Origin of the sequence: Limnohabitans sp. Rim28 (assembly GCF_000293865.2) — a bacterium.
Taxonomy (GTDB): domain Bacteria; phylum Pseudomonadota; class Gammaproteobacteria; order Burkholderiales; family Burkholderiaceae_C; genus Limnohabitans_A.
The window spans coordinates 49608-74404 of sequence record NZ_ALKN02000011.1; the positions used below are offsets into that span (position 1 = coordinate 49608).

The window sequence follows — 24797 nt, forward strand, 5'->3', positions numbered from 1 at the left end:
CGGGAGCCGTTTTGCTGTGTATGGCTGAAAATGGTGTTTTGAGGAGGGCGCGATGCGCTGGATTGACCGGATACCGAAGTGGCTGTTGGTGGCCTTGGCCATCTACTTGGCGGGTGCGCCTTTTGTGCCCGAGCCGCATTTGGTGGAAAAGTGGCGCATGTTGTTCGAGGGCCATTTGAGTCGGCCCATCGACATTTTTGACTTCTTCTTGCACACCCTGCCCCTGGTGGTGCTGGCCATTCGCCTGTGGCGCGATGCGCAGCGGCGCCGATGGGCAAACCAAGCTTTGAGCCAGAAAGACTGAAGCATGTGCCAACTGCTGGGCATGAATGCCAACACCCCGACCGACATCACTTTCAGTTTCAGTGGGTTTGCGCAGCGCGGCGGCCTGACCGACCACCACGGTGATGGCTGGGGCATTGCTTTCTTTGAAGGTCAGGGTTTGCGTCATTTTGTGGACCACCAAAGTGCCAGCAGCTCGCCTGTTGCCGAGTTGATCCGGCGCTACCCGATCAAAAGCCAAAACGTCATTGCCCATATCCGCAAAGCCACGCAAGGCGACGTCAAGCTGGAAAACTGCCACCCCTTCGTGCGCGAGTTGTGGGGGCGCTACTGGGTGTTTGCGCACAACGGCAACCTGGTGGATTTTGCGCCACGCCTGCACGGCAACTTCAAACCCGTGGGGCAGACCGACAGCGAGCGGGCGTTTTGCTGGCTCATGCAAGAGCTGGCCAAGTCTCACGCCAGCGTGCCCAGCGTGCAAGAGCTCAGCTTCACATTGCGCGAACTCGTCCCCCAAATTGCCCGGCACGGCACCTTCAATTTTTTGCTGTCCAACGGACAGGCCTTGTGGGCCCACGCCAGCACCCAATTGCACCATGTGCTGCGCAAGCACCCCTTTACCCAAGCCACTTTGAGTGACGAAGATCTGAGTGTGAACTTTGCCGACCACACCCGTGCCAGTGACCGGGTGGCGGTGGTCGTGACCGCGCCGTTGACCACGGACGAGGCCTGGGTGGCTTTTGAGCCTGGCCGCTTGTACACCTTTGAAGGCGGTGACCTGCTGGGGGCATGATGCCCAGCGGTGTACGGTGATCGTTGTGTCACAGAAGCGCTTTAACATCGTGGTATGAGGACCCTTTTGAATTGGATAGCACTGCTTGGGCTGCTGCTGACGCCCACGTTGACGTGGGCTGCCAGGCCGTTCATGACCGACGATGCCCGCATGACCACCGCGGGCAGCTGCCAACTTGAAACCTGGTCACGCCGCGATGCCAACCGCACCGAGCAATGGGCATTGCCGGCCTGCAACCCGACGGGTCGGTTCGAGATCACGGCGGGTGGGGCCGCTTTGCGCGATGCCGCCTTGGGGCACAGCGTGGATGCCGTGTTGCAAGTCAAAACCCTGTTCAAAACCATGGCCCCCAACGGTTGGGGCGCGGGCTTGGCCCTCGGCCAAACGCGCCATCGCCCGCACACCGATTTGGACTTGGCGCAAGGTCAAACCTATGCCTACGTGCCGGTGTCGGTGTCCTTCATGGACGACCGGTGGGTCAGCCACACCAACCTGGGTTGGAGCAGAGACCGGGCCACAAGGCGTGACCAGATGACTTGGGGCACGGGCCTGGAGTTCCAGTTCCATGAACGCTGGATGTGGATTGCCGAAAGCTTTGGCACAGACCGGCAAAAACCGTTTTGGCAAACCGGCCTGCGTTACCAGGTGTTGCCCGGTGTGTTGCAGGTGGATGCAACTTTAGGAGCGCCTTTAGGAGCGCCTTTAGGTGGGCCGAACGTCCAGCGCGCCGATCAGCAGTGGCTGTCCTTGGGCTTGCGCTGGACCCCTGAGAAATTCCCCTGAGCTTTAAAGCGCTGCTTCAACCGCGTCCATGAACAGCGCGGCCACATCACAGCCCATCTGGTCGGTGATTTCCTGAAAGCAGGTGGGGCTGGTCACGTTGATTTCGGTCAGGCTCTCGCCAATGATGTCCAGGCCCACCAGCATCAAGCCGCGCGCAAACAGGATGGGGCCCAGCGCTTCGGCGATTTCGCGGTCGCGCGCTGAAATGGGTTGCGCCACGCCCTTGCCACCTGCTGCCAAGTTGCCGCGCACTTCGCCGCCTTGCGGGATGCGGGCCAGGCAAAAGGGCACGGGCTTGCCGCCAATCAGGAGCACGCGCTTGTCGCCTTGCGCGATGCCGGGCAGAAACTTTTGCACCATCACGGTTTGTGCGCCGCCCCGGTTCAAGGTTTCGACGATCACGCCCAAATTGAGGCCGTCTGCGCCCACCTTGAAAATGCCCGTGCCGCCCATGCCGTCCAGGGGCTTCAAGATGATGGTGCCGTGTTCGGCATGGAAGGCGCGAATATCGGCTTCGCTGCGCGTGACCAGCGTGGGCGCGATGAACTGTGGAAACTCCAAAATCGCCAACTTTTCGGGGTGGTTGCGCAGGGCCGCGGGGCTGTTGAAGACCTTGGCGCCCTCGCGCTCGGCTTGGCTCAGCAGGTGGGTGGCGTAAAAGTATTCGCTGTCAAACGGCGGGTCGGTGCGCATGATCACCGCGCCAAAGTCTTTCAAATGGGCGCGTCGTGTCGCGGTTGGGGTGAACCAGGTGTCGGCTTGTCCTGTGAGCGTGATGTCGCGCACTTGGGCCGATACGGCTTCGTCACGCTGCCAGCGCACATCGGTCATCTCACAGGCCACGACCTGGTGGCCGCGCTTTTGCGCCTCGCGCATCATCGAAAACGTGGTGTCCTTGTAAATCTTGAAGGACTCGAGGGGGTCGGCAATGAAAAGAATGTGCATGGCAGGACTGTGTCACAAAAAAGGGCGAAACCGTGACGCCGGAGCGTCTTATTGGAAGGCCACTTCGGCAAAGCTGCGCAGTTTGCGGCTGTGCAGTTGTTCGGGGCCAGCGTCGCGCAACAAAGTCACGGCGCGGATACCAATTTGCAGGTGCTGATTGACCCGCTCTCGGTAGAAGTGGTTGGCCATGCCGGGCAGCTTGATCTCGCCATGCAGGGGTTTGTCGCTCACGCACAGCAAGGTGCCGTAGGGCACCCGAAAGCGAAAGCCGTTGGCGGCAATGGTGGCGCTTTCCATGTCCAGGGCCACGGCGCGGCTTTGGCTGAAACGCCGTTGCGGCTTGTTGTCCGGCAGCAGCTCCCAGTTGCGGTTGTCGGTGCTGGCCACCGTGCCGGTGCGCATCAGGCGTTTGAGGTCTGCACCATGGCAACCGGTGACCTCGGACACGGCACGTTCCAACGCCACCTGCACTTCGGCCAGCGCCGGGATCGGCACCCACAGTGGCAGTTCTTCGTCCAGCACATGGTCTTCGCGCACATAGGCGTGGGCCAGCACATAGTCGCCCAGCAGCTGCGTGGTGCGCAGGCCCGCGCAGTGGCCCAGCATCAGCCAGGCATGCGGGCGCAGCACGGCGATGTGGTCGGTGATGGTTTTGGCGTTGGCGGGGCCCACGCCGATGTTCACCATGGTGATGCCGCTGTGGCCCTTGCGCACCAGGTGGTAGCCGGGCATTTGCGGCAGCCGCGGCGGTGTTTGGCCCTGGGCGTCCACGTCTTCGGGCGAAAGGCCCACGCGGCGCGTGACCATGTTGCCGGGTTCGACAAAGGCGATGTACTCGCTGTGGGGGTTTTGCATCTCGGTGCGACCCAGCGCAATGAACTCGTCGATGTAGAACTGGTAATTGGTGAACAGCACATAGTTCTGAAACCAGCGCGGCGAGGTGCCGGTGTAGTGGCGCAGCCGTTGCAAGGAATAGTCAATGCGCGGCGCGGTGAAGAGCGACAGCGGTCGTGCTTCGGAGGCTGCGGGCTCGTGCGTGCCGTTGGCGATGCCGTCGTCCATGGCGGCCAAGTCCGGCAGGTCAAACACCTCGCGCATCAGGGCCTGACGCTCGGGGCTCAGGCTGCCTTCCATGTGCTCGTCTTCTGCCCAAGAAAAGTGGATGGGAATGGGTTGGTTGCTGGTGCCCACCTGCAAGCTCACGCCATGGTTTTGCAGCAACAAAGCCAACTGCTGACGGATGTAGAAGGCGAACAAGTCGGGCCGCGTGAGGGTGGTTTCAAAGCGGCCCGGCTCGGCCACAAAGCCATAGCTCAGCCGGCTGTCCAGTCCTGTGCTTGTGCGGTTGGGGCTGCTGATGTGCACCCGCACAAACGGGTAATAAGCCCGCACCCGGGTGTCGGTCATGTCGGCCCCTGCCACAAATTCACGCATGGCTTGGCGCAGGTGGTTCACGCTGTGCTGGTAGATGTGCTGGATTTGCGCCAAAGCGCTTTCGGCATCTTGGTGTTCAGAGGGGGCGATGAACGGCGGCAGGTGCTGCATAGGGTTCCTGGGCAGGGGGTCTGGTGGGGGCGTCCACAAAGTGGGTGCTCGGGTCTTGTGCATTTTGCTGCAATCGCGTGACCCGCGTGTGTCGTGGCCGTGGGGTTGTTGCCTTGGTGACCACGCCGCCCTGGCCTGTCAGGCATGCTAGAGCGCACGCGAAGCCTGCATGCAGCGGGTTCACCATTTTCAGGAGACGGTTCATGAGCAAAGCCCGCAAAGTCATCATCACCTGCGCCCCCACGGGCGCCATCCACACGCCCAGCATGTCGCCGCATTTGCCGGTCACAGCCGACGAAATTGCCGACGCGGCCATTGCGGCCGCCGAGGCGGGCGCGGCCATCTTGCACCTGCACGCCCGCGACCCGGCAGACGGCCGCCCCACCCAAGACCCGGCGTTTTTTGTGCCGTTTTTGCAAAAGATCAAGGCCCACACCAAGGCCGTGATCAACCTGACCACAGGCGGCAGCCCGCACATGACGGTGCACGAGCGCATGCAGCCAGCGCTGACCTTCAAGCCCGAGGTGGCTTCGCTCAACATGGGCTCGATGAATTTCGGTTTGTTCCCCATGCTGGACCGGTTCAAAAATTTTGAGCATGAGTGGGAGCGCGAGCACCTGGAGAAAAGCCGCGATCTGGTGTTCAAGAACACCTACAAGGACATCGAAACCATTTTGCGCCTGGGCACCGAAAACGGCACCCGCTTTGAGTTCGAGTGCTACGACATCAGCCACCTCTACAACCTGGCGCACTTCCGTGACCGGGGGCTGGTCACAGGACCTTTGTTTGTGCAATCGGTGTTCGGCATTTTGGGCGGCATTGGCCCGCACCCGGAAGACCTGATGCACATGCGCCGCACCGCAGACCGGCTGTTTGGCAACGATTACCAGTGGTCGATTCTGGGCGCAGGCAAGGGCCAGATCGCGTTGGCCAGCATCGGCGCGGCCATGGGCTCGAACGTGCGTGTGGGCCTGGAAGACTCGCTGTGGATCGGCCCCGGAAAATTGGCCGAGTCCAGCGCGCAGCAGGTCCAGCGCATCCGCACCGTGCTCGAAGCCCTCAACCTGGAGATCGCCACACCCGATGAGGCGCGCAGCATGCTGGCGCTCAAGGGTGGGGATCGGGTGAACTTTTGAGGTTCACATGTTGCGCCGGTATTGACCACCCACCTCAAACAGCGCGTTGGTGATCTGGCCGAGTGAGCAGACACGCACCGCGTCCATCAACACCTCAAAGACGTTGCCGTTGTCGATCACGGCTTGTTGCAGGCGTTGGAGCATGGCGGGCGACTCGCTGGCGTGCTTGGCGTGGAAGTCGTTCAGGCGCTGGAGTTGCGACTGCTTTTCTTCTTCGGTTGAGCGGGCCAGTTCCAGCGTTTCCATGACCTCGTCGCCCTTGGGGTTGCGGAAGGTGTTGACGCCGATGATGGGCAGCTCACCGGTGTGCTTGAGCATCTCGTAGTGCATGGACTCGTCTTGGATCTTGCCGCGCTGGTAGCCGGTCTCCATCGCGCCCAGCACGCCGCCGCGCTCGGCGATCTTTTCAAATTCGGCCAACACGGCTTCTTCCAGCAACTCGGTCAACTCGTCGATGATGAAGGCGCCTTGGCTCGGGTTTTCGTTCTTGGCCAGGCCCCATTCGCGGTTGATGATCATCTGGATCGCCATGGCACGCCGCACCGAATCTGCAGTGGGGGTGGTGATGGCTTCGTCAAAGGCGTTGGTGTGCAGGCTGTTGCAGTTGTCGTAGATCGCGATCAGCGCCTGCAGCGTGGTGCGGATGTCATTGAACTGGATCTCTTGGGCGTGCAGTGAGCGGCCCGAGGTCTGGATGTGGTACTTGAGTTTTTGGCTGCGCTCGTTGGCGCCGTATTTCTCTTTCATGGCCACGGCCCAGATGCGGCGCGCCACACGGCCCATGACGGTGTATTCCGGGTCCATGCCGTTGCTGAAGAAGAAGGACAGGTTGGGCGCGAAGTCGTCGATGTGCATGCCACGCGCCAAGTACGCTTCCACAAACGTGAAGCCATTCGACAGCGTGAACGCCAGCTGAGAAATCGGGTTGGCCCCGGCTTCGGCGATGTGGTAACCCGAAATCGACACCGAGTAGAAGTTGCGCACGTCGTGGTGCACAAAGTACTGCGCAATGTCGCCCATGACCTTCAGGCTGAATTCGGTGGAGAAGATGCAGGTGTTTTGGCCTTGGTCTTCTTTCAGGATGTCGGCTTGGACCGTACCGCGCACGTTGGCCAGCACCCATTCCTTGATCTTGGCGGCTTCGGTTTCGGTGGGTTCGCGGCCGTTGTCAGCTTTGAACTTGTCGATGTTCTGGTCGATGGCCGTGTTCATGAACATGGCCAGAATCGAGGGCGCAGGGCCATTGATGGTCATCGACACCGAGGTGGTCGGGTTGCACAGGTCAAAGCCCGAGTACAGCACCTTCATGTCATCCAGCGTGGCCACGTTCACGCCCGAGTTGCCGATCTTGCCGTAGATGTCGGGGCGCAGGTCGGGGTCGTTGCCGTACAGCGTGACCGAGTCAAAGGCTGTGGACAGGCGTTTGGCGGGCAAACCTTCGCTCACCAGTTTGAAGCGGCGGTTGGTGCGGAAGGGGTCGCCTTCACCTGCGAACATGCGGGTGGGGTCTTCGCCCTCGCGCTTGAAGGCGAAGGTGCCTGCGGTGTAGGGGTAGCTGCCGGGCACGTTGTCCAGCATCAGCCACTTGAGCACTTCGCCGTCGTCTTCGTATTGCGGCAGCGCCACCTTGCGGATGGTGGTGCCAGACAAGGATTTGGTGGTGAGTGCGGTGCGAATTTCTTTGTCGCGAATTTTGACCACGTACTCGTCGCCCGCATAGGCTTTTTGCATGTCGGGCCATTGGGCCAGCAGCTTGCGGGCTGCGGGGTCTTGCGTTTGTTCGCGGCTCACGGCCAGGTCAATCGCAGCTTCGGCGGCTTTGGCGCGGCCTGACTTGCCCACTTCGAGCATGCGGGCGGCGGCGCGCAGTTGCTGAATCTCGCGAGCCAGGCGCGACTGGTCGATGGCGCGCTTTTTGTAGCCGCGCACCGTGTCGCTGATTTCGGCCAGATAACGGGTGCGGGAAGACGGCACCACCGGGTTCTGGTGCGTGCTGTGGCGAACGTGGACCACGGGCAACCGTCCCTCGGTGGTGTTCATGCCCAGCTCGGACAGTCGGGCCTTGAGGGCTTGGTACAGCGCCGTCACGCCGTCGTCGTTGAAGCGGGCGGCCATGGTGCCAAACACGGGCATCTGCTCGGTCGGCACGGTCCAGGCTTCTTTGTTGCGCTGCACCTGTTTGGCCACGTCGCGCAGGGCGTCGCTGGAGCCTTTGCGGTCGAACTTGTTGATGGCCACAAACTCGGCAAAGTCCAGCATGTCGATTTTTTCGAGCTGGCTGGCTGCGCCAAACTCGGGCGTCATCACGTACATCGGCACGTCCACATGCGGCACGATGGCCGCGTCGCCTTGGCCAATGCCCGAAGTTTCAACGACGACCACGTCAAAATTCGCCACCTTGCAAGCGGCGATCACATCGGGCAGCGACTTGCTGATCTCGGAGCCAAAGTCACGCGTGGCCAGCGAGCGCATGAAGACGCGCGGGCCTTGTGACCAAGGGCTGATGGCGTTCATGCGGATGCGGTCGCCCAGCAAGGCACCGCCGCTCTTGCGGCGTGAAGGGTCGATCGAGATCACGGCCACGCGCAGCGCATCGCCTTGGTCCAACCGCAGGCGGCGGATCAACTCGTCGGTCAGCGACGACTTGCCCGCGCCGCCCGTGCCGGTGATGCCCAGCACGGGCACCTTCTTTTGGGCAGCTTGTTCGCGCAAGGCTTGGACCACGCTGGCGTCGGCTTTGTCGTTTTCCAGCGCTGTGATCAGCTGCGCCAAAGCACGCCAGTGCATTTCGCCATGGCCTTGAATCGCATCGATGGTCTTGGGGGCCAAGGGGCTGATGTCTTTATCGCAGCGCATGACCATTTCGCCAATCATCCCGGCCAGGCCCATTTTTTGGCCATCTTCGGGGCTGAAAATGCGCACGCCTTTGTCGGCCAGGGCGCGGATTTCGGACGGCACGATCACGCCGCCACCGCCGCCAAACACTTGGATGTGCTCGCCGCCCCGGGCTTTGAGCAGGTCCACCATGTAGCTGAAATATTCGTTGTGCCCGCCTTGGTAAGAGCTGATGGCGATGCCCTGTGCGTCTTCTTGCAGCGCTGCGGTCACCACCTCGTCCACCGAGCGGTTGTGGCCCAGGTGGATCACTTCGGCGCCCATGCTTTGCAGGATGCGGCGCATGATGTTGATGGCGGCGTCGTGCCCGTCAAAAAGGCTGGCGGCGGTCACAAAACGCACTTTGTGGGTGGGGCGGTATTCGGCCAGGGCTTTGAATTCGGCGGACAAGTCGGTCATGAGGGCGTCTCCGGTAGCGGGCAGTGTTCTGAGCTTTGACGTTGACGTAAACGTCAACCAAAACCCGCATCTTAGCCGCTGCGGCCTGTCCTGTCACTGACACTTGTGCCGCCCGGCAAAAAGCTATGATTTGGGGGATAGACCTCAGGCCACTGGCGCCTGAATTGTCCTTGTCGTTTTTGCCTTGACTGATTGAATGAGCACCCGATGACCTCACCCACCACAGCCGTACCTACACTTCCGTCCATCCAAGCGGCCACCGGCCATGCAGGCGATATTTCGCCCGAACAGGCATGGGCCTGGATGCAATCGGGCGAGGCCAAATTGGTGGACGTGCGCACTGACGCCGAACGGGCATGGGTAGGTTTTGTGCCCGGTGCCCATGCCTTGGCCTGGAAGCAATGGCCCGGCATGGTCATGAATCCGGGTTTTGACGCAGGTGCACAGACCTTGGGCGCAGATGGCAAAAAACTGCTGATGTTGTGCCGCAGCGGTGTGCGCTCGATCGCCGCCGCTCAGCGTGCGACCGAGCTGGGTTTGCAGGCCTACAACATCCTGGAGGGTTTTGAGGGCGACCCGGACGACCAAGCACACCGGGGCGTCCAAGGCGGCTGGCGCGTTCGCGGGCTGCCTTGGCAGCAAAACTGAGGTCAAGCCGCGGGACGCGACTCAAACGCCTGGCGGGCGGCGGTTGATCAGTTCTGGGTTGGCTTTTTCGTAAGCGTGCGCCAACTTCAGCAGCGCCCAGTCGCCTTGTGGCTTGCCAATCAGCGCCAAGCCCATCGGCAGCCCGTTGGCGCCAAAACCGGCAGGCACGCTGATGGACGGCAAGCCTGCCAAAGTGGCGTAAATCACCACCTCCATCCAGCGGTGGTAAGTGTCCATGCTGCGGCCCGCAATGCTTTGCGGCCAGCGCAGGTTCACATCAAAAGGCCAAACCTGAGCCACCGGAATGGCCAGCACATCGAACTTTTCAAACAAAGCCAGCATGCTGTGGTGAAAACGCGTGCGGCTGGCGCTGGCGGCCATGAGTTGTGCCCCGGTCAGGGTGAGGTATTGTTCATGTTCCCACAGCGCTTCTGCTTTGATGTGCGCCCGGTTGGCCGGGTTGAGCCACAAAGGCGCGATGCGCGGCCCCACCAAGGCCTGGCGCCACACCAACCAGGTCTGCCAAATTTGCTCGGGCGGCATGCCCAGCTGGGCTTCGTCCACCGTGCAGCCCATGCCCGTGAAACTGTTCAAGGCGGTTTGGCACACCTCCAAAATGCCGTCTTCGATGGGCAAGTGGCCTTGCAGATCACCCAACCAACCCACGCGTTGGCCTTTCGGATCGCTGTCCAGCTTGCCTGCCAACAGGGCAGGGTCATCGGCCAGGCTCAGCGGACTGGCCGGGTGGGGGCCAGCCTGCACCGACAACAGCATGGCCAGGTCGGCCACATGGCGGGCCATGGGGCCTTCGGTGGCCAGTTGTGCCATGAAGACGTCTTGCGCAGGTTGCATCGGCACCCGCCCTTGCGAGGGGCGCATGCCAAACACATGGTTCCAGCCCGCCGGGTTGCGCAGGCTGCCCATGAAGTCCGAGCCATCGGCCACGGGCAGCAGGCGTTGTGCCAGTGCCACAGCTGCGCCACCGCTGCTGCCGCCGGCCGATTTACTCGGGTCCCAGGCGTTGCGGGTGGGGCCAAACACCTCGTTGAAGGTGTGCGAGCCCAGGCCAAACTCGGGCGTGTTGGTTTTACCGATCACGATCGCGCCCGATGCCTTCATGCGCTGGGCCATGAGGCCATCTTCAGCGGCCACAACGTCCTTCATCAGGGGGCTGCCCAAGCTGGTGCGCAGGCCCTGCACGTTGGCCAAATCTTTGATGGCTTGGGGCATGCCGTGCATCCAGCCCATGGATTCGCCCCGCGCCAACTGCGCATCGCGTTCTTGAGCTTGGCGCAGCAAGGCCTCGGTATCGACACGGCTGACGATGGCATTGCTGCCCGGGTTGAACCGGTCCACCTGAGCCAGCGTGGCTTGCATCACCTCATGACAGGACACCTGCCGTTGCTGTATCGCACGAGACAAGTCTGTGGCGCTGAAATCGGTAATGTGTGTCGCTGAGGGTTTCATCCTCTGATTTTTAGTGATACCGTTCGTTGGATCATGTCGCCCTATTGACTGGAGTGCTTTTATGAAACGTCGTTCTCTTTTCGCCCTGGCTGCCTTGTCTGCTGCTTTGTTGAGCCCTTGGGCTGTTCAGGCGCAAACCAAGACCCTGAAGGTGGTGCCCCATGCCAACGTGACCATCCTGGACCCGGTCTGGAGCACGGCATTTGTCACCCGCAACCACGGTTACATGATTTATGACACCTTGTTCGGCACCGATCTGTCGGGCAAGGTCAAGCCCCAGATGGTGGACAAATGGACGGTCAGCAAAGACAACCTGACCTGGACATTCAAACTGCGCGATGGCCTGGAGTTCCATGACGGCAAAGCGGTGACCAGCGAAGACGTGGTGGCCTCGATCAAGCGTTGGTCCAGCCGCGACAGTTTTGGCGGTGTGTTGGCCAAAAGCGTGGACAACTACAGCGCTCCCGACGCCAAGACCTTTGTCATCAAACTCAAGCAGCCTTTTGGTGTGATGCTGGAAGCCTTGGGCAAGCCCTCGTCCAACGTGCTGTTCATCATGCCCGCGCGCATCGCGGCCACACCCGGCACCGAGCAGATCAAAGAGCATGTGGGCTCAGGCCCTTACCGCTTTGTGGCCGAAGAATACAAGCCCGGTGAGCGCTTGGTGTATGTCAAAAATGACAAGTACAAGCCGCGCGCTGAGGCGCCAGACGGCACGACCGGCGGCAAAACCGTGCATGTGGACCGCGTGGAGTGGGTCATCATCCGTGACCCGCAAACCCAGTTCAATGCCTTGGTGGCGGGCGAGGTCGACATCGTCGAGCAGCCCACCTTTGAACAGTACTCTTCTTTGAAGGCGCAAAAAGACATCCAGATCGTGGATGCACAGCCGGCTGGTTTGCAGTTCATTTTCCGCTTTAACCACCTGCACGCACCTTTCAACAACGTCAAGGTCCGCCAAGCGGCCATGGTCGCTTTGGGTCAAGAGGCGCACCTGAAAACCCAGGTGGGTGCACCCGGCATGTTTGCTTTTTGCAAGAGCATCTACCCCTGCGGCACGCCGCTGGCCAGCGACAAGATGGGCATCTACACCGGCATGGCCGACCCCAAAAAGGCCGCCCAAATGCTGAAAGAAGCCGGCTATGACGGCACCCCCGTGCTCTTGATGCGCCCGACCGATCTGGCCTCGATCGCCAAACTGCCTTTGGTGGCCAAGCAGCAACTGGAAGCTGCTGGTTTCAAAGTGGACATGCAGCAAATGGATTGGGCCACGCTGGTGGCACGCCGTGCCAAAAAGGATGCCCCAGCGCAAGGCGGCTGGAACGCGTTCATGACGGCCTGGACGGCTGGCGACATCCTGAACCCCTTGACCATGGCCATGATGAACGCGGCGGGCGACAAAGGCTGGTTCGGTTGGCAGGATGACAAGCAGATCGAGGATTTGAAGGTCAAGTTCGCCCAGGCCACCAACGATGCGCAAAAGAAGCAGTTTGCCGAGCAAATTCAATTGCGCGCCATGGAGACCGCATCGCACGTGCCATTGGGTCAGTACTTCAACCCAGCGGCGCTGCGCAAAAACATCTCAGGTCTGGTGCCTGCAGGTGCTCAGGTTTACTGGAACATCAAGAAAAATTGATTCGGGTCGGCACGCCCGCGTGCCGACTTTGAACGCCTTGCCGCGTTACGAAAGCCCCCATGTTGCGTTTTTTGATGCAGCGATTGCTGTCGCTGATCCCTGTCTTGTTGACGGTGGCTGTGGTGGTCTTCCTGATCTTGCGTCTCACGCCGGGCGATCCTGCGGCGGTGATTGCGGGCAACAACGCCACCAACGAAGACATTGACCGGATCCGCGAGCAATTGGGTTTGAGCCAGCCCCTTTGGACGCAATTTTGGATCTGGTTCAGCGGCGTGCTCCAGGGTGATTTGGGGTATTCCTTTTACCTGGGCAAGCCGGTGTTGGAACTCATTGGCCAGCGCATCGAGCCCACCTTGTCGCTGGCGGCGGGCACCATGTTCTTGGCCGTGTTGGTGGCGGTGCCTTTGGGCACCTTGGCGGCTTGGCGCATGGGCGGTTGGCTCGACCGCATCTTGTCGAGTTTTGCCGTGGCCGGCTTTTCGGTGCCGGTGTTTGTCATTGGTTATGTGCTGATCTACATCTTCGCCATCGAGCTCAAATGGTTCCCGGTGCAAGGCTACAAGCGGCTGTTGGGGCCTTCTTCTCAAGGCGTGGGCCCATGGGCTTGGCAACTGGTTTTGCCTTGGCTCAGTTTGGCCACCATTTATGTGGCCTTGATTGCCCGGGTCACGCGGGCCAGTGTGTCCGAGGCCCTGACCGAAGACTACATCCGCACGGCGCGTGCCAAAGGCGTGACCGAACAGGCTGTCTTGATGCGCCATGCGCTCAGCAACGCGGCTGTGCCCATCGTCACCGTCATTGGCATCGGTGTGGCTTTGCTGATTGGTGGCGTGGTGGTGACCGAGACGGTCTACGCCATCCCCGGTTTGGGCTCGCTGACCGTGGATGCGGTGCTCAACCGAGACTTTCCGGTCATTCAGGGTGTGGTCTTGTTTTTCAGTGCCCTGTATGTGCTGATCAATTTGCTGGTGGACTTGAGCTATTTGTGGCTCGACCCGCGCATTCGGTACTGATGCCCATGAAACCCTTGGCTTCTCAATTGCTGGCCAACACCTCCATACGTTTTGGGGCAGGGGTGTTGGGTCTGTTGCTCCTGATCGCAGGTTTGGCCCCTTGGATGGGCACGGTTGACCCTGCAGCCATGGATTCGGGCCACATCAACACCTTGTCGGGCACCGTGGGTGCGTTTGCGCTGCTGGACGGCACCAGCGTGGCCCACACCTTCTGGATGGGTTCTGACAACTTTGGGCGCGACATTTACAGCCGGGTTTTGTACGGCACGCGGGTGTCTTTGTTGGTGGGCTTGTTCACTGCCGTGGCCGCCTTGTTGGTGGGCGGCACCTTGGGCATGTTGGCCGGTTATTTTCGGGCACTTGATGCGGTGTTGATGCGCTTCATGGACGGCTTGATGGCCATCCCCGCCATCTTGTTGGCGATCGCTTTGGTGGCCGCTTTGGGCGCGCAGTTGTGGACCGTGGTGGTGGCCATCGCCGTGCCCGAAATCCCGCGCGTGACCCGCTTGGTGCGGTCCTTGGTCTTGTCTTTGCGCGAAGAACCCTTTGTCGAGGCGGCGCGTGCTTTGGCCACGCCCACGCCCGTCATTTTGTGGCGGCATATCTTGCCCAATGCCATGGCGCCTTTGATCGTGCAGGGGACCTTCATTGCGGCCAGTGCGGTGTTGACCGAGGCCATTTTGAGCTTTTTGGGGCTGGGCTTACCGGCCGACATTCCGACCTGGGGCAACATCATGGCCGAGGGCCGGGTGCAGTTCAGTCAGTACCCGGGCAATGTGCTGTACCCGGCTTTGTTTTTGGTGCCCACGGTGCTGGCGGTGAATTTGTTGGGCGATGGTTTGCGCGACGTGCTCGACCCCAAGTTTGCCAAAAGGGGGGCGTGATGAACACGGTGTCCATCCCTGTGCCGGTGTTGTCCATCCGCGATTTGTCGGTCTCTTTGCCCCCAGGGGGTGACCGTGCGCATGCGGTGCACCGGGTGTCGCTCAACATCCTGCCAGGTCAGACCTTGTGCGTGGTCGGCGAGTCGGGTTCGGGCAAGTCGGTCATGGCCACCACCGTGATGGGCTTGTTGGCCAAAGAACTCCAACCCAGTGGCGGCGACATCGTCTTGCAAGGCGAGTCTTTGTTGGGCGCATCGGCCGCGCGTTTGAGGGCCTTGCGCGGGCGCAGCATGGGCATGGTGTTCCAAGAACCCATGACCGCGCTCAACCCGGTGATGACCTGTGGTGACCAAGTCGACGAGCTGCTCTCGACCCACACCGATTGGCCAGCGGCACAACGCCGCGCCGAGATTTTGCGCATTTTTGAGCGGGTGCGCCTGCCTGACCCCGAACGCATGCTGCGCAGCTACCCGCACCAGCTCAGCGGAGGGCAGCGTCAGCGCATCGTGATCGCCATGGCCGTGGTGCTCAAGCCCGCACTCATCATTTGCGACGAGCCCACCACCGCGCTGGATGTGACCACGCAAAAAGAAATTTTGCGCTTGATCGCCGATCTGCAAACCGAGCAAGGCAGTGCCGTGCTCTTCATCACCCACGACATGGGCGTGGTGGCCGAGATCGCCGACGAAGTGTTGGTGATGAACCAGGGCGAAGCCGTCGAGGGCGGTCCGTGCGAGCAGGTCTTGCGCCGCCCCAAGGCCGACTACACCCGGCAGTTGCTGTCGGCCGTGCCAGGCATGACGCCGCCTGCCGCCAAGCCGGCTTTCAGTGGCCCTGCACTGTTGACCGGGCAAGGTGTGGGTAAAACCTATGCCAGCCGCGACTGGCTGGGGCGCAACCGCGCCACCGCCGCTTTGCAAAATGCCGATGTGGCGGTGCGTGCGGGCGAGACGGTGGGCATTGTGGGCGAGTCGGGGTCGGGCAAGTCCACCTTGGCCCGTTGCCTGATCCGCTTGATCGATCCGACCGAGGGCCAGATTTTGTGGGGTGAGCACGAAGTGGCGACCTTGCCCGAGGCCCGTTTGCGGCCTTTGCGCAACCGGGTGCAGGTGGTGTTCCAAGACCCCAACCGATCACTCAACCCGCGCCGCACCGTAGGCCAGTCGATGGTGGAGGGGGCCATGAACTTTGGTCAGTCCAGAGCGCAGGCCGAAGCTTTGGCGGCGGAATTGATGGCGCAGGTGCGTTTGCCGGTTGAAGCTTTGCAGCGCTACCCCAGCCAGTTCAGTGGCGGCCAACGGCAGCGCTTGGCCATTGCCCGTGCGCTGGCATGCCGGCCCCAAGTGCTGGTGGCCGACGAAGCCGTCAGCGCTTTGGATGTGAGCGTGCAGGCGCAGATCCTCAATTTGCTGCGAGAAATTCAGGGCCGTTTGGGCTTGGGTTTGTTGTTCATCACGCACGACTTGCGTGTGGCCGCCCAGTTGTGCGATCGCGTCATCGTGATGCACCAAGGCCGCATCGTCGAGGAAGGCCCGACGGCCGAGTTGTATGCCAACCCCCAACAAGACTACACACGCCGTTTGCTTTTTGCTGCACCCGCAGCCTTGCCGCCACTTGAACCCGTTTGAGGCCGTTCGAATCCTGTCCGAATCTTGATTGCTTCCCGCCATGACCCGTATCCTGATCGCTGGCTACCAGCACGAGACCAACACCTTTGCCCCCAGCTTGGCCGATTGGGCCGCTTTCCAAACCGGTGAGGCCTTTCCGGCCTATGTGCGCGGGCAGGCCATGCTCGATCAGATGAGCGGCGTGAACATCCCTGCGGGCGGTTTCATCGACGCGGCCCGCCGCGAAGGCTGGCAGCTGGTGCCTTCGGCTTGGGCCGGGGCCACGCCATCGTCGTATGTCACGCGTGACGCTTTTGAGCGCATTTGCAGCGCCATTTTGGAAGACGTCCGTGCCGCCATGGTGCAGGGCTTGGACGGCGTGTACCTGGACCTGCACGGTGCGGCTGTGGCCGAAAACGCCGACGACAGCGAGGGCGAGTTGATCGCCCGCATCCGTGCTGTGGTGGGGCCCCGTGTGCCCATCGTGGCCAGCCTGGACCTGCACGCCAATGTGACCGAGCGCATGCTGCGCGTGTCCGATGGCCTGGTGGCTTACCGCACTTACCCGCACATTGACATGGCCGCGACCGGCGAACGCGCCGCCATCTTGCTGCGCGAGCATTTGCGCGCAGGCGCCAAACGCCCAGTGCAGGCACGTCGCCTGCCGTTTTTGATTCCGCTCAATGCGCAAAGCACTTGGATGGCCCCGGCCAAGGACCTTTACGAAGAGATGATCGCGCTGGAAACGCAGACAGGCTGCATGCTCAGTTTTTGCATGGGCTTTCCAGCGTCCGACTTTGACGAGTGTGGCCCCGTGGTCTGGGGCCACGGCCCTCAAGCTGAAATGGCGGTCCAGCGATTGTTTGAACGCGTGGCCGAACCCGGCCAGTGGCGCCCCGATGTGCTGCCCGCCCGCGAAGCCGTGACGCAGGCTTTGGCCACCGCCGACGTGTCTTCAGCCCCCGTGGTGATGGCCGACACGCAAGACAACCCGGGGGCGGGTGGCGACAGCAATACCACGGGCATGCTGCATGCTTTGTTGCAGCAAGGCGCGGGTCAGCGCTGGCCCGGCCAAGTGGCGCTGGGTTTGTTGTACGACCCCGAGGCCGCGCGCATGGCCCACGCCGCAGGGGTGGGTGCCAGCTTGCAATTGGCCTTGGGCAAAGCCGTGCCCACCTTCACCGGTGAGCCGAGTGATCCGCCTTTGCAAGGGCGCTTCACGGTGCGCGCTTTGGGGGCAGACGACTGCGAACTCAAAGGCCCGATGATGACCGGCATGAAGGCCCACATCGGCCCTTGCGCCTGCCTGGAAATCGACGGTGTGCTGATCGCCGTCGCCAGTGGCAAGATGCAAATGCTGGACCGCGAGCTGTTCCGTGCCGTGGGCATCCACCCCGAGCAGATGAAGCTCTTGGTGGTGAAAAGTTCCAACCATTTCCGCGCCGATTTCACGCCCATTGCCAGCCGTGTGCTGGTGGCCAAAGCGGCTGGGCCCATGGCCGCCGACCCGGGCGATTTGCCTTGGAAAAAACTCAGTCCCCACACCCGCACCCGACCCTGAAACTTGGCCCTGAAACTTGGCCTTGTCGCTCGGCTTTGAAGGGCTGGGCGTGACCCGACCCACCCAGACTGGAGATCCGCATGAGCCCCACAGACCTGACCCAAACACCCGCCCATGAACTGCTGGCGCTGTACCGCAGCGGGCAGGCGTCGCCTGTGGACGTCACGCAGGCGGTGTTGCAGCGCATTGAGCGCATCAACCCGCAAATCAATGCCTTTTGCCTGGTGGATGACAAAGCCGCCTTGGCCAGTGCCCGTGCCAGTGAAGCCCGTTGGCAGGCGCACCGCCAGCAAGGCACGCCGGTGGGGGCGCTCGAGGGCGTGCCGGCCTCCATCAAAGACCTGATCTTGACCCGCGGCTGGCCCACCTTGCGCGGCAGCCGCACCATCGACCCCCAGCAGCCCTGGGAGGTGGATGCCCCGGCCACGGCCCGCTTGCGCGAAGCGGGCGCGGTGCTGCTGGGCAAAACCACCACCCCCGAATTTGGGTGCAAGGGTGAGACCAATTCGCCCGCCACAGGCATCACGCGCAACCCCTGGAACCTGAACCACACACCCGGCGGCTCCTCGGGTGGCACGGCAGCGGCCGTGGCTGCAGGTCTGGGGCCCTTGAGCGTGGGCACGGATGGCGCGGGCAGTGTGCGCATCCCTGCGGCGTTTTGCGGCAACGTGGGCCTCAAACCCAGCTTTGGCCGTGTACCTGCTTACCCCTTGTCACCGTTTGGCTCGGTGGCCCATTTGGGGCCGCACACCATGAGCGTTCGCGATGCGGCCTTGATGATGAACGTGCTCAAGCAAGCCGACGCCCGCGATTGGACCTCGCTGCCGCCGGACGCGAGCGACTACACCGTGGGCCTTGAAGACGGCATCCGGGGCCTGCGCATCGCGTACTCGCCCACCTTGGGTTATGCCAACAATGTGCATCCCGAAATCGCTGCGGCGGTGAACGCGGCGGTTGGGCAACTGCAGGCCTTGGGTGCGCATGTGGAGCAGCTTGATCCGGGTTTTGAAGACCCGCTGGAGATCACCACGGGCCTGTGGTTTTTAGGCGCACACACCGTGTGGCATGGCCTGAGCGCTGCCCAGCAGGCTGTGGCTGACCCGGATTTTCGGGCGGAGGCCGAACTGGGTGCCCAACTGACCGCCTTGCAAGTTCAGCAATTGAACCAGCGCCGTGGTGTGTTGGGCTCGCACATGCGCCAGTTCATGCAGCGCTACGACCTTTTGGTCACGCCTTCGGTGTCGATTCCGGCTTTTGAGGCGCGCCCAGCCGGTACGGTACCCATGGACCCCGCCAGCATGCTGGGCTGGACGCCTTTCAGTTACCCCTTCAACCTGACCCAGCAACCGGCCATCACCGTGCCCTGCGGCTTGACCCAAGCCGGCTTGCCCATGGGTTTGCAGATCGTGGGCCCGATGTTTGGCGATGCCTTGGTGCTGCGTGCCGCGCGGGCCTATGAATCGGTGCAGCCGGTCATGCGCCCCCAGCTCTGAAGTGGCGCCTCTCTTGCCTTGAACGCGCTACCCGGTATGGCCCTGTTGGCTGCGAGCCATTCTTTTGGTGTAATGACCGGTTGACCCTGGCGCCAAGCGCTTGGGGGGACATCGCATTCATGTGGGGAAGCCATGCAATTGATTTGGGTCTCAGGGCCTGCCGCCAAAGTGGTCACTGTGTCCATCACCACCCGCACGGTCTTGGCGGCGGTGGCGGCGGTGTCCGGTTTTTTGGTGTTGCTGGGGTTTGTGTTCAATTTGATCGGTTTGCGGGTGGCTGTGGAATACGTGCCCGAGTTGGCCCATCGCATGGGCGGCGTCACCAGCCACAGTGAGCAGCAAAAAATCGAAGCCGATTACCGGGGCAAACTCGACGAGCTGAACCAACAGCTGGCCCGCGTCACCGACCGCATGACGCAACTGGAGCAGATCAAAAACAAGGCACTCGGACGCTTGGGCCTGGAAAAACTCTTCTCTTTTTCGTCCTCGGTGCACACCGAGGGTTGGCTCGGCCGGGGTGGCCCCATGAACCTGCTGCCCCTGTGGCGCTCGAATGAGGGCGCCCTCGCCACCCAGATTGACCAGTCCTTGCAAAAAGCCCAGCGCTACGACCAAGCCATGCAGGAGATGCAAAACCGGTGGCAAAAAGACCTGGGGCGCATCGACTTGTTGCCCACCTTGCTGCCCATCGCGGGTGATTTTGCTGTGAGCAGTGGTTTTGGCTTTCGGGTCGATCCCCTGTCACGTTTGCCCAGCATGCATGAAGGCATTGATTTTGTGGCGCCTGTGGGCACCCCGATTTTGTCCACTGCACCCGGCGTTGTGCGGGTGGCTGAGTATTCGGGCGCCTACGGCAAGATGGTGGACATCCAGCATGCAGAAGGGTTTGTGACCCGCTATGCACACCTGCAGGCCATTCATGTAGAAGTCGGGCAAATCATGGCGCCGCACCAAACCGTGGGCACCTTGGGCAACACGGGGCGCTCCACCGGTCCGCACCTTCATTACGAAGTCATCTTCAATGGGCGAGCCTTGCATCCTGTCAAGGCATTGGCCGCATGGAGCCGCTCCTGAAGCGGCGCAGAATCATCGTCAAAAGGAGACTCCCATGTTCGGATCCAAAAAAACCAACCTCACACCCCTGGTCATGGGGCAGGAAAAGTTTGACACCCTGATTGGCCGCAACGCCGAGATCCATGGCTGCCTGAAGTTGCAGGAAAGCGTGCGGATTGACGGCAAGGTGGTGGGCAACATCGAGGCGCCCAAAGACGGCGCCATCTCGGTGGTGATTGGCCCCACCGGTGAGATCCATGGCGATGTGATCGCCAGTCGCATCATTGTGGCTGGCAAAGTGTCGGGCAATTTGCATGGCTTTGAGCGGGTGGAGCTCATGGCCAGTGCGTTGGTGCAAGGCGACATCAAATACGCCTCCATGGCCGTCGAACACGGCGCGCGCTTGCTGGGCTTGATGCTTCAGGTGGAAGTCCATGAGGCGTCGGCGGGCATTGATCGGAATGTCCGGGCTGCCATTGAAAAGGCCAAAAGCACGGGCCAGCCCGAGTGAGACGCCGCCGGGAAAGTGGGCCGTCAAAAATCATTATCATCGCCGGATGACATTCTTAGCCATCGATGTAGGCAACACCCGCCTGAAATGGGCGCTGTACGACCGACCTAACCCCAGTGGACAGTTGATGGCGCAAGGCGCTGAATTTTTGGAAAACATCGACCGCTTGTCCGACGGTGCATGGGCCGAATTGCCCAAACCCGATCACATGCTGGGGTGTGTGGTGGCGGGCGATGCCATCAAGCGCCGCGTGCAAGAGCAAATGGACATTTGGGATGTGACCCCCCAATGGGTGGTGCCCAGCGCCCAAGAGGCGGGCCTGACCAACGGCTATGACCACCCCTCACGTTTGGGCGCTGACCGATGGGTGGCCATGGTGGGTGCCCGCCAACGCATGTTGGCGCACGGTTCGGCGCGTCCTTTGGTGGTGGTAATGGTGGGCACGGCGGTGACCGTTGAGGCCATTGACGCCGAGGGCCGCTTTTTAGGCGGCCTGATCTTGCCCGGCCACGGCATCATGCTGCGGGCACTGGAGTCCGGCACGGCCGGCTTGCACGTGCCCACCGGCGAGGTCACGCCTTTCCCCACCAACACCAGCGATGCCTTGACCAGTGGCGGCACCTATGCGATTGCGGGTGCCTGTGAGCGCATGGTTCAGCACCTGCGCGAACACACCGGGCAAGAGCCCCTGTGCATCATGACGGGCGGTGCGGGCTGGAAAATGGCGCCCAGCATGTCGGTGCAGTTCGAATTGGTGGACAACCTGATTTTTGACGGCCTGCTGGCGCTGGCCGCGCAGCGTTTCAACTGAACATCAGTCTTGACTGGGCGTGTTGTACGCCGCAGTCAAGGCCAGCAAATGGCTTTGCAAGTCGGTATCGGCCATGTGGGGTGTCAGCAGCGCCAAGACATGCTGCGCACCGCGGGTCAGGGCCAAGCCAGCGCTGGCCGGCTCCATCGCTTGGCGTGGGTTGCGCACATATTCGTAACTCAGCCAATAGGTCACCATCACCGACATGCTGGCCGACAAGGTTTCGATGTTGTCAGGGCTCAAGCGCATCAGGCCGGCTGCGGCCAATGACTCCAGCATTTGCCTGAAAGCCCAGGTCTTGCGCTCCAAGATGGCATGAAAATGCGTTTCCAGATGCCGGTTGCCCGACAGCAGGTTGTTCAGGTCGCGGTATAAAAAACGGTGGCTCCAGACCTGCTCGAACAGCGAGTGCAAGAAGAACCAGGTGTCTTCCACATCCTTCACGTCAGGGGCCGCTTCCAGCAAACCCAGCATGGCGGTTTCGTACCGGTCAAACAAGTGGTTGACCAAGGCATCTTTGGACGCAAAGTGGTAGTACAAATTGCCGGGGCTGATGCCCAGCTCTGCCGAGATCAAAGTGGTCGACACATTGGGTTCGCCAAACCGGTTAAAGAGCTCCAGCGTCACCTCTGCGATGCGCTCGGCGGTTCGACGGGGTGCTTTCTTGGCCATGTCAGGGCTGTGCCGTGATGGCCTCAGGCCGAACGGCTGCGGGACTTTTTGGCAGCTGCGGGGCTGGATTTGCTTTGCAAAGCCGCCAACTGCGCTTCCAGTTGGGCCACGCGCTCTGTCAGCATCTGAATGTCCAAAAGCGACGGCATGCCCAAGCGGTGCAAGGCCTTGGCCACGCGGTCTTCAAACAGGTGCTCCAGTTTGTCCACGCGCCCTGTGGCCTGCTGGCCCAAATCGCTGGCCATGTGGCTCAGGCGCTCGGTGGCTTCTTGCAGGCGTTGCTGTGCCTCGGCCTGACTTTTGCGTTGAAACGCCAGCCCGTCGTTGAGCAAGGCTTCCATGGCTTTGCTGCCTTGTTCTTGGGCTTTGGCCATGGCCCCCAGACCCGCCAGCCACACTTGTTGTGCGGGTGGTGTGAAGGGGTCGCTGGCCGTTGTGGGCTTGGCGGTTTTGCGCTTGGAGGGGTCTGAGGTGGCCATGGTCGTTTCCTGAACAAGCCACCACTTTAACCGCTGCTTGAAGCCCTGCAGCAGCCAACCCAAGGTGTCAGCGGGTCCATGCGCAATGCTTCTAAAATCGAGCGCAGTTGGTGCGGCCTCTTGTTGCACCCCAATCCATGGATGTCATGACCCTCTTGGTAACCGGCGGCGCGGGTTTTATCGGCGCTAACTTCGTGCTCGACTGGCTGGCTGCCAGCCGAGAGCCCATCATCAACCTCGACAAGCTCACCTACGCGGGCAACCCCGAAACCCTGGCCAGCCTGCAAGGCGATGCTCGCCACCAGTTGGTGCAAGGCGACATTGGCGATGCCGCCTTGGTCAGCCGCCTGTTGGCCGTGCACCAGCCCCGTGCGGTGGTCAATTTCGCCGCCGAAAGCCATGTGGACCGCTCCATCCACGGCCCCGGTGACTTCATCGAGACCAACATCGTGGGCACCTTCCGCTTGCTGGAGTCGGTGCGCGGCTACTGGGGCGCATTGCCCGAAGCCGACAAAACGGCGTTTCGCTTTTTGCATGTCTCCACCGACGAGGTGTACGGTTCGCTGGCCCAAGGCGACCCGGCCTTCAGTGAGACCCACCGCTACGAGCCCAACAGCCCCTACAGCGCCAGCAAAGCCGCCAGCGACCACCTGGTGCGCGCCTGGCACCACACCTACGGCCTGCCGGTGCTGACCACCAACTGCTCCAACAACTACGGCCCCTACCACTTCCCCGAAAAACTCATCCCGCTGATGATCGTCAACGCGCTGGCGGGCAAGCCACTGCCGGTGTACGGCGACGGCATGCAAGTGCGTGATTGGCTGTATGTCAAAGACCATTGCAGCGCCATTCGCCGCGTGCTCGAAGCCGGTCGATTGGGTGAGGTTTACAACGTGGGCGGCTGGAACGAGAAGCCCAACATCGAGATCGTCAAAACCGTGTGCGCGCTGCTCGACGAGCTGCGCCCTCGCGCCGACGGCAAGCCCTACGCTGAGCAAATCAGCTACGTGACCGACCGCCCAGGCCACGACCGCCGCTATGCGATCGATGCGCGCAAGCTCGAAGCGGAACTCGGCTGGAAGCCGGCCGAGACCTTTGACACCGGCATCCGCAAAACCGTCGAGTGGTACTTGGCCAACCCCGAGTGGGTGAGCCACGTGCAAAGCGGGGCTTACCGCGATTGGGTGAACCAAAACTACGCAGAGCGTCAAGCATGAAGATCCTGCTGCTCGGCAAAAACGGCCAAGTGGGTTGGGAGCTGCAGCGCAGCCTGGCCCCTGTGGGTGAGCTGCTGGCGCTGGACCGGCACAGCACCGACTATTGTGGCGACCTGAGCCAGCCCGAACGCTTGGCGCAAACGGTGCGCGACTGGCGCCCCGATGTCATCGTCAACGCCGCCGCCCACACGGCCGTGGACAAGGCAGAGTCCGAGCCCGACCTGGCCCTTTGCCTGAACGCCACCGCCCCCGCCGCGCTGGCGCAGGCTGCGGCCGACATCGGTGCCTGGCTGGTGCATTACTCGACCGACTATGTGTTCAACGGCCAGGGTGAGCAGGCTTGGCAAGAGGGCCATGCCACCGGGCCGCTGAGTGTGTACGGCCAAACCAAACTCGAAGGCGAGCAACGCATCACCGCCAGTGGCTGCCAACACCTGATTTTTCGCACCGGCTGGGTCTATGCGGCGCGGGGCGGCAACTTTGCCAAAACCATGCTGCGACTGGCCGCCGAGCGCGAACGCCTCACGGTGATCGATGACCAGCACGGTGCACCCACGGGCGCTGACCTGATCGCCGATGTCACCGCGCATGCCATTCGCCAAGCGCTGCAAAAACCCGCCTTGTCAGGCATTTACCACTTGGTGGCTTCGGGCGAAACCAGCTGGCACGGGTACGCCAGCCACGTGATCACCCAGGCGCGCTGTGTGCGCCCCGATCTGGCCTTGCGGGTGAATGAGATCGCCCCCGTGCCCACGTCTTCCTTCCCGACCCCAGCGCAGCGCCCACGCAACTCACGCCTGCACACGGGCAAGCTGCAGCAAGCCTTTGGGCTGGTGTTGCCCCCATGGCAAGCCGGGGTCAATCGCTTGTTGACCGAGATCCTCTGATCGCCCTTGGCCTTGCGGCACAATCGTTGAAACGCACGCTCTTTTTTCCGTCATCACGCGTTTTTTTGAAGCCTTCCACC

The 24797-nt window shown here is 61.8% G+C and carries 22 protein-coding genes; 16 read left to right on the plus strand and 6 right to left on the minus strand.

The genetic code is table 11. The features are described 5' to 3' along the window. Positions 1–52: 52 nt before the first annotated feature. The 3 genes from B472_RS12770 to B472_RS12780 all read left to right on the plus strand — a co-directional run bounded on the left by B472_RS12770 (position 53) and on the right by B472_RS12780 (position 1858). Positions 53–304 (plus strand): hypothetical protein, encoded by a 252-nt coding sequence (locus B472_RS12770; protein WP_019427208.1) that lies wholly within the window; start codon positions 53–55, stop codon positions 302–304. 3 nt (positions 305–307) lie between these two features. Further along, complete coding sequence (locus B472_RS12775) at positions 308–1075, plus strand: class II glutamine amidotransferase (RefSeq protein WP_019427209.1); 768 nt, start codon at positions 308–310, stop codon at positions 1073–1075. Positions 1076–1207: 132 nt separating this feature from the next. Further along, a complete protein-coding gene (locus tag B472_RS12780) occupies positions 1208–1858 on the plus strand; it encodes a hypothetical protein (protein WP_019427210.1) in 651 nt (216 codons plus the stop codon). 3 nt (positions 1859–1861) lie between these two features. Here B472_RS12780 and gshB read toward each other — a convergent pair whose 3' ends face one another. Together gshB and B472_RS12790 are read right to left on the minus strand one after the other, a co-directional pair. Continuing rightward, positions 1862–2803 carry a glutathione synthase gene (gene gshB, locus B472_RS12785; RefSeq protein ID WP_019427211.1) on the minus strand — a complete coding sequence of 314 codons (942 nt, stop codon included), beginning with the start codon at positions 2801–2803 and terminating at the stop codon, positions 1862–1864. Between the two features lie 48 nt (positions 2804–2851). Further along, positions 2852–4348, minus strand: coding sequence for an AMP nucleosidase (locus B472_RS12790; RefSeq protein WP_019427212.1), 1497 nt, complete (start codon positions 4346–4348; stop codon positions 2852–2854). Between the two features lie 203 nt (positions 4349–4551). Between B472_RS12790 and B472_RS12795 the strand changes: the two genes are divergently transcribed. Next, the gene (locus tag B472_RS12795; RefSeq protein WP_019427213.1) at positions 4552–5484 is read left to right on the plus strand and encodes a 3-keto-5-aminohexanoate cleavage protein; all 933 of its coding nucleotides are present in this window, start codon (positions 4552–4554) and stop codon (positions 5482–5484) included. A 3-nt stretch (positions 5485–5487) separates the two neighbouring features. Here B472_RS12795 and icmF read toward each other — a convergent pair whose 3' ends face one another. After that, entirely contained in the window at positions 5488–8778 is a 3291-nt protein-coding gene (gene icmF, locus B472_RS12800; RefSeq protein WP_019427214.1) for a fused isobutyryl-CoA mutase/GTPase IcmF, read from the minus strand. Positions 8779–8985: 207 nt separating this feature from the next. On the opposite strand from icmF, the gene B472_RS12805 reads away from it, so the two are divergent. Continuing rightward, positions 8986–9426 carry a rhodanese-like domain-containing protein gene (locus B472_RS12805; protein ID WP_019427215.1) on the plus strand — a complete coding sequence of 147 codons (441 nt, stop codon included), beginning with the start codon at positions 8986–8988 and terminating at the stop codon, positions 9424–9426. A 21-nt stretch (positions 9427–9447) separates the two neighbouring features. On the opposite strand, the gene B472_RS12810 is transcribed toward B472_RS12805, so the two are convergent. Next, the gene (locus B472_RS12810; protein ID WP_040505971.1) at positions 9448–10893 is read right to left on the minus strand and encodes an amidase; all 1446 of its coding nucleotides are present in this window, start codon (positions 10891–10893) and stop codon (positions 9448–9450) included. 61 nt (positions 10894–10954) lie between these two features. On the opposite strand from B472_RS12810, the gene B472_RS12815 reads away from it, so the two are divergent. From B472_RS12815 to B472_RS12855, 9 genes are all read left to right on the plus strand, one after another. Beyond that, positions 10955–12529, plus strand: a complete 1575-nt coding sequence (locus B472_RS12815) for an ABC transporter substrate-binding protein (protein WP_019427217.1) — start codon at positions 10955–10957, stop codon at positions 12527–12529. A 59-nt stretch (positions 12530–12588) separates the two neighbouring features. Then, a complete protein-coding gene (locus B472_RS12820; protein WP_019427218.1) occupies positions 12589–13542 on the plus strand; it encodes an ABC transporter permease in 954 nt (317 codons plus the stop codon). Continuing rightward, positions 13542–14426 carry an ABC transporter permease gene (locus B472_RS12825; protein ID WP_019427219.1) on the plus strand — a complete coding sequence of 295 codons (885 nt, stop codon included), beginning with the start codon at positions 13542–13544 and terminating at the stop codon, positions 14424–14426. The genes B472_RS12820 and B472_RS12825 overlap by 1 nt, the downstream gene beginning before the upstream one ends. Further along, entirely contained in the window at positions 14426–16054 is a 1629-nt protein-coding gene (locus B472_RS12830) for an ABC transporter ATP-binding protein (protein ID WP_019427220.1), read from the plus strand. The genes B472_RS12825 and B472_RS12830 overlap by 1 nt, the downstream gene beginning before the upstream one ends. A 40-nt stretch (positions 16055–16094) precedes the next feature. Beyond that, a complete protein-coding gene (locus B472_RS12835; RefSeq protein WP_019427221.1) occupies positions 16095–17594 on the plus strand; it encodes a M81 family metallopeptidase in 1500 nt (499 codons plus the stop codon). An 80-nt stretch (positions 17595–17674) separates the two neighbouring features. Continuing rightward, complete coding sequence (locus B472_RS12840) at positions 17675–19087, plus strand: amidase (protein WP_019427222.1); 1413 nt, start codon at positions 17675–17677, stop codon at positions 19085–19087. A 132-nt stretch (positions 19088–19219) separates the two neighbouring features. Continuing rightward, positions 19220–20161 carry a M23 family metallopeptidase gene (locus B472_RS12845; protein WP_019427223.1) on the plus strand — a complete coding sequence of 314 codons (942 nt, stop codon included), beginning with the start codon at positions 19220–19222 and terminating at the stop codon, positions 20159–20161. 34 nt (positions 20162–20195) lie between these two features. Beyond that, positions 20196–20651: a polymer-forming cytoskeletal protein gene (locus B472_RS12850; protein ID WP_019427224.1), complete on the plus strand. Its 456-nt coding sequence runs from the start codon at positions 20196–20198 to the stop codon at positions 20649–20651. 46 nt (positions 20652–20697) lie between these two features. Beyond that, positions 20698–21462: a type III pantothenate kinase gene (locus B472_RS12855; protein WP_019427225.1), complete on the plus strand. Its 765-nt coding sequence runs from the start codon at positions 20698–20700 to the stop codon at positions 21460–21462. A 3-nt stretch (positions 21463–21465) separates the two neighbouring features. Here the strand turns inward: B472_RS12855 and B472_RS12860 are convergent, their stop codons facing one another. Together B472_RS12860 and B472_RS12865 are read right to left on the minus strand one after the other, a co-directional pair. Next, on the minus strand, positions 21466–22134 hold the full coding sequence (locus tag B472_RS12860) for a TetR/AcrR family transcriptional regulator (protein ID WP_019427226.1): 669 nt from the start codon (positions 22132–22134) through the stop codon (positions 21466–21468). Between the two features lie 23 nt (positions 22135–22157). Next, entirely contained in the window at positions 22158–22613 is a 456-nt protein-coding gene (locus B472_RS12865; RefSeq protein WP_081504973.1) for a phasin family protein, read from the minus strand. Positions 22614–22759: 146 nt separating this feature from the next. Between B472_RS12865 and rfbB the strand changes: the two genes are divergently transcribed. After that, on the plus strand, positions 22760–23830 hold the full coding sequence (rfbB, locus tag B472_RS12870; protein ID WP_026039590.1) for a dTDP-glucose 4,6-dehydratase: 1071 nt from the start codon (positions 22760–22762) through the stop codon (positions 23828–23830). Further along, complete coding sequence (gene rfbD, locus B472_RS12875) at positions 23827–24717, plus strand: dTDP-4-dehydrorhamnose reductase (RefSeq protein ID WP_019427229.1); 891 nt, start codon at positions 23827–23829, stop codon at positions 24715–24717. Before rfbB ends, rfbD begins: the two co-directional genes overlap by 4 nt. Positions 24718–24797 lie beyond the last annotated feature (80 nt).

Coding starts and splice junctions, on each gene's coding strand:
- B472_RS12775 (WP_019427209.1), top strand. CDS start 308: ATGTGCCAACTGCTGGGCATGAATGCCAACACCCCGACCGACATCACT.
- B472_RS12810 (WP_040505971.1), bottom strand. CDS start 10,893: ATGAAACCCTCAGCGACACACATTACCGATTTCAGCGCCACAGACTTG.
- B472_RS12855 (WP_019427225.1), top strand. CDS start 20,698: ATGACATTCTTAGCCATCGATGTAGGCAACACCCGCCTGAAATGGGCG.
- B472_RS12865 (WP_081504973.1), bottom strand. CDS start 22,613: ATGGCCACCTCAGACCCCTCCAAGCGCAAAACCGCCAAGCCCACAACG.
- B472_RS12805 (WP_019427215.1), top strand. CDS start 8,986: ATGACCTCACCCACCACAGCCGTACCTACACTTCCGTCCATCCAAGCG.
- B472_RS12830 (WP_019427220.1), top strand. CDS start 14,426: ATGAACACGGTGTCCATCCCTGTGCCGGTGTTGTCCATCCGCGATTTG.
- B472_RS12840 (WP_019427222.1), top strand. CDS start 17,675: ATGAGCCCCACAGACCTGACCCAAACACCCGCCCATGAACTGCTGGCG.
- B472_RS12790 (WP_019427212.1), bottom strand. CDS start 4,348: ATGCAGCACCTGCCGCCGTTCATCGCCCCCTCTGAACACCAAGATGCC.
- B472_RS12820 (WP_019427218.1), top strand. CDS start 12,589: ATGTTGCGTTTTTTGATGCAGCGATTGCTGTCGCTGATCCCTGTCTTG.
- rfbB (WP_026039590.1), top strand. CDS start 22,760: ATGACCCTCTTGGTAACCGGCGGCGCGGGTTTTATCGGCGCTAACTTC.
- icmF (WP_019427214.1), bottom strand. CDS start 8,778: ATGACCGACTTGTCCGCCGAATTCAAAGCCCTGGCCGAATACCGCCCC.
- B472_RS12815 (WP_019427217.1), top strand. CDS start 10,955: ATGAAACGTCGTTCTCTTTTCGCCCTGGCTGCCTTGTCTGCTGCTTTG.
- B472_RS12795 (WP_019427213.1), top strand. CDS start 4,552: ATGAGCAAAGCCCGCAAAGTCATCATCACCTGCGCCCCCACGGGCGCC.
- B472_RS12780 (WP_019427210.1), top strand. CDS start 1,208: ATGACCGACGATGCCCGCATGACCACCGCGGGCAGCTGCCAACTTGAA.
- B472_RS12850 (WP_019427224.1), top strand. CDS start 20,196: ATGTTCGGATCCAAAAAAACCAACCTCACACCCCTGGTCATGGGGCAG.
- B472_RS12860 (WP_019427226.1), bottom strand. CDS start 22,134: ATGGCCAAGAAAGCACCCCGTCGAACCGCCGAGCGCATCGCAGAGGTG.
- B472_RS12770 (WP_019427208.1), top strand. CDS start 53: ATGCGCTGGATTGACCGGATACCGAAGTGGCTGTTGGTGGCCTTGGCC.
- B472_RS12825 (WP_019427219.1), top strand. CDS start 13,542: ATGCCCATGAAACCCTTGGCTTCTCAATTGCTGGCCAACACCTCCATA.
- rfbD (WP_019427229.1), top strand. CDS start 23,827: ATGAAGATCCTGCTGCTCGGCAAAAACGGCCAAGTGGGTTGGGAGCTG.
- B472_RS12845 (WP_019427223.1), top strand. CDS start 19,220: ATGCAATTGATTTGGGTCTCAGGGCCTGCCGCCAAAGTGGTCACTGTG.
- B472_RS12835 (WP_019427221.1), top strand. CDS start 16,095: ATGACCCGTATCCTGATCGCTGGCTACCAGCACGAGACCAACACCTTT.
- gshB (WP_019427211.1), bottom strand. CDS start 2,803: ATGCACATTCTTTTCATTGCCGACCCCCTCGAGTCCTTCAAGATTTAC.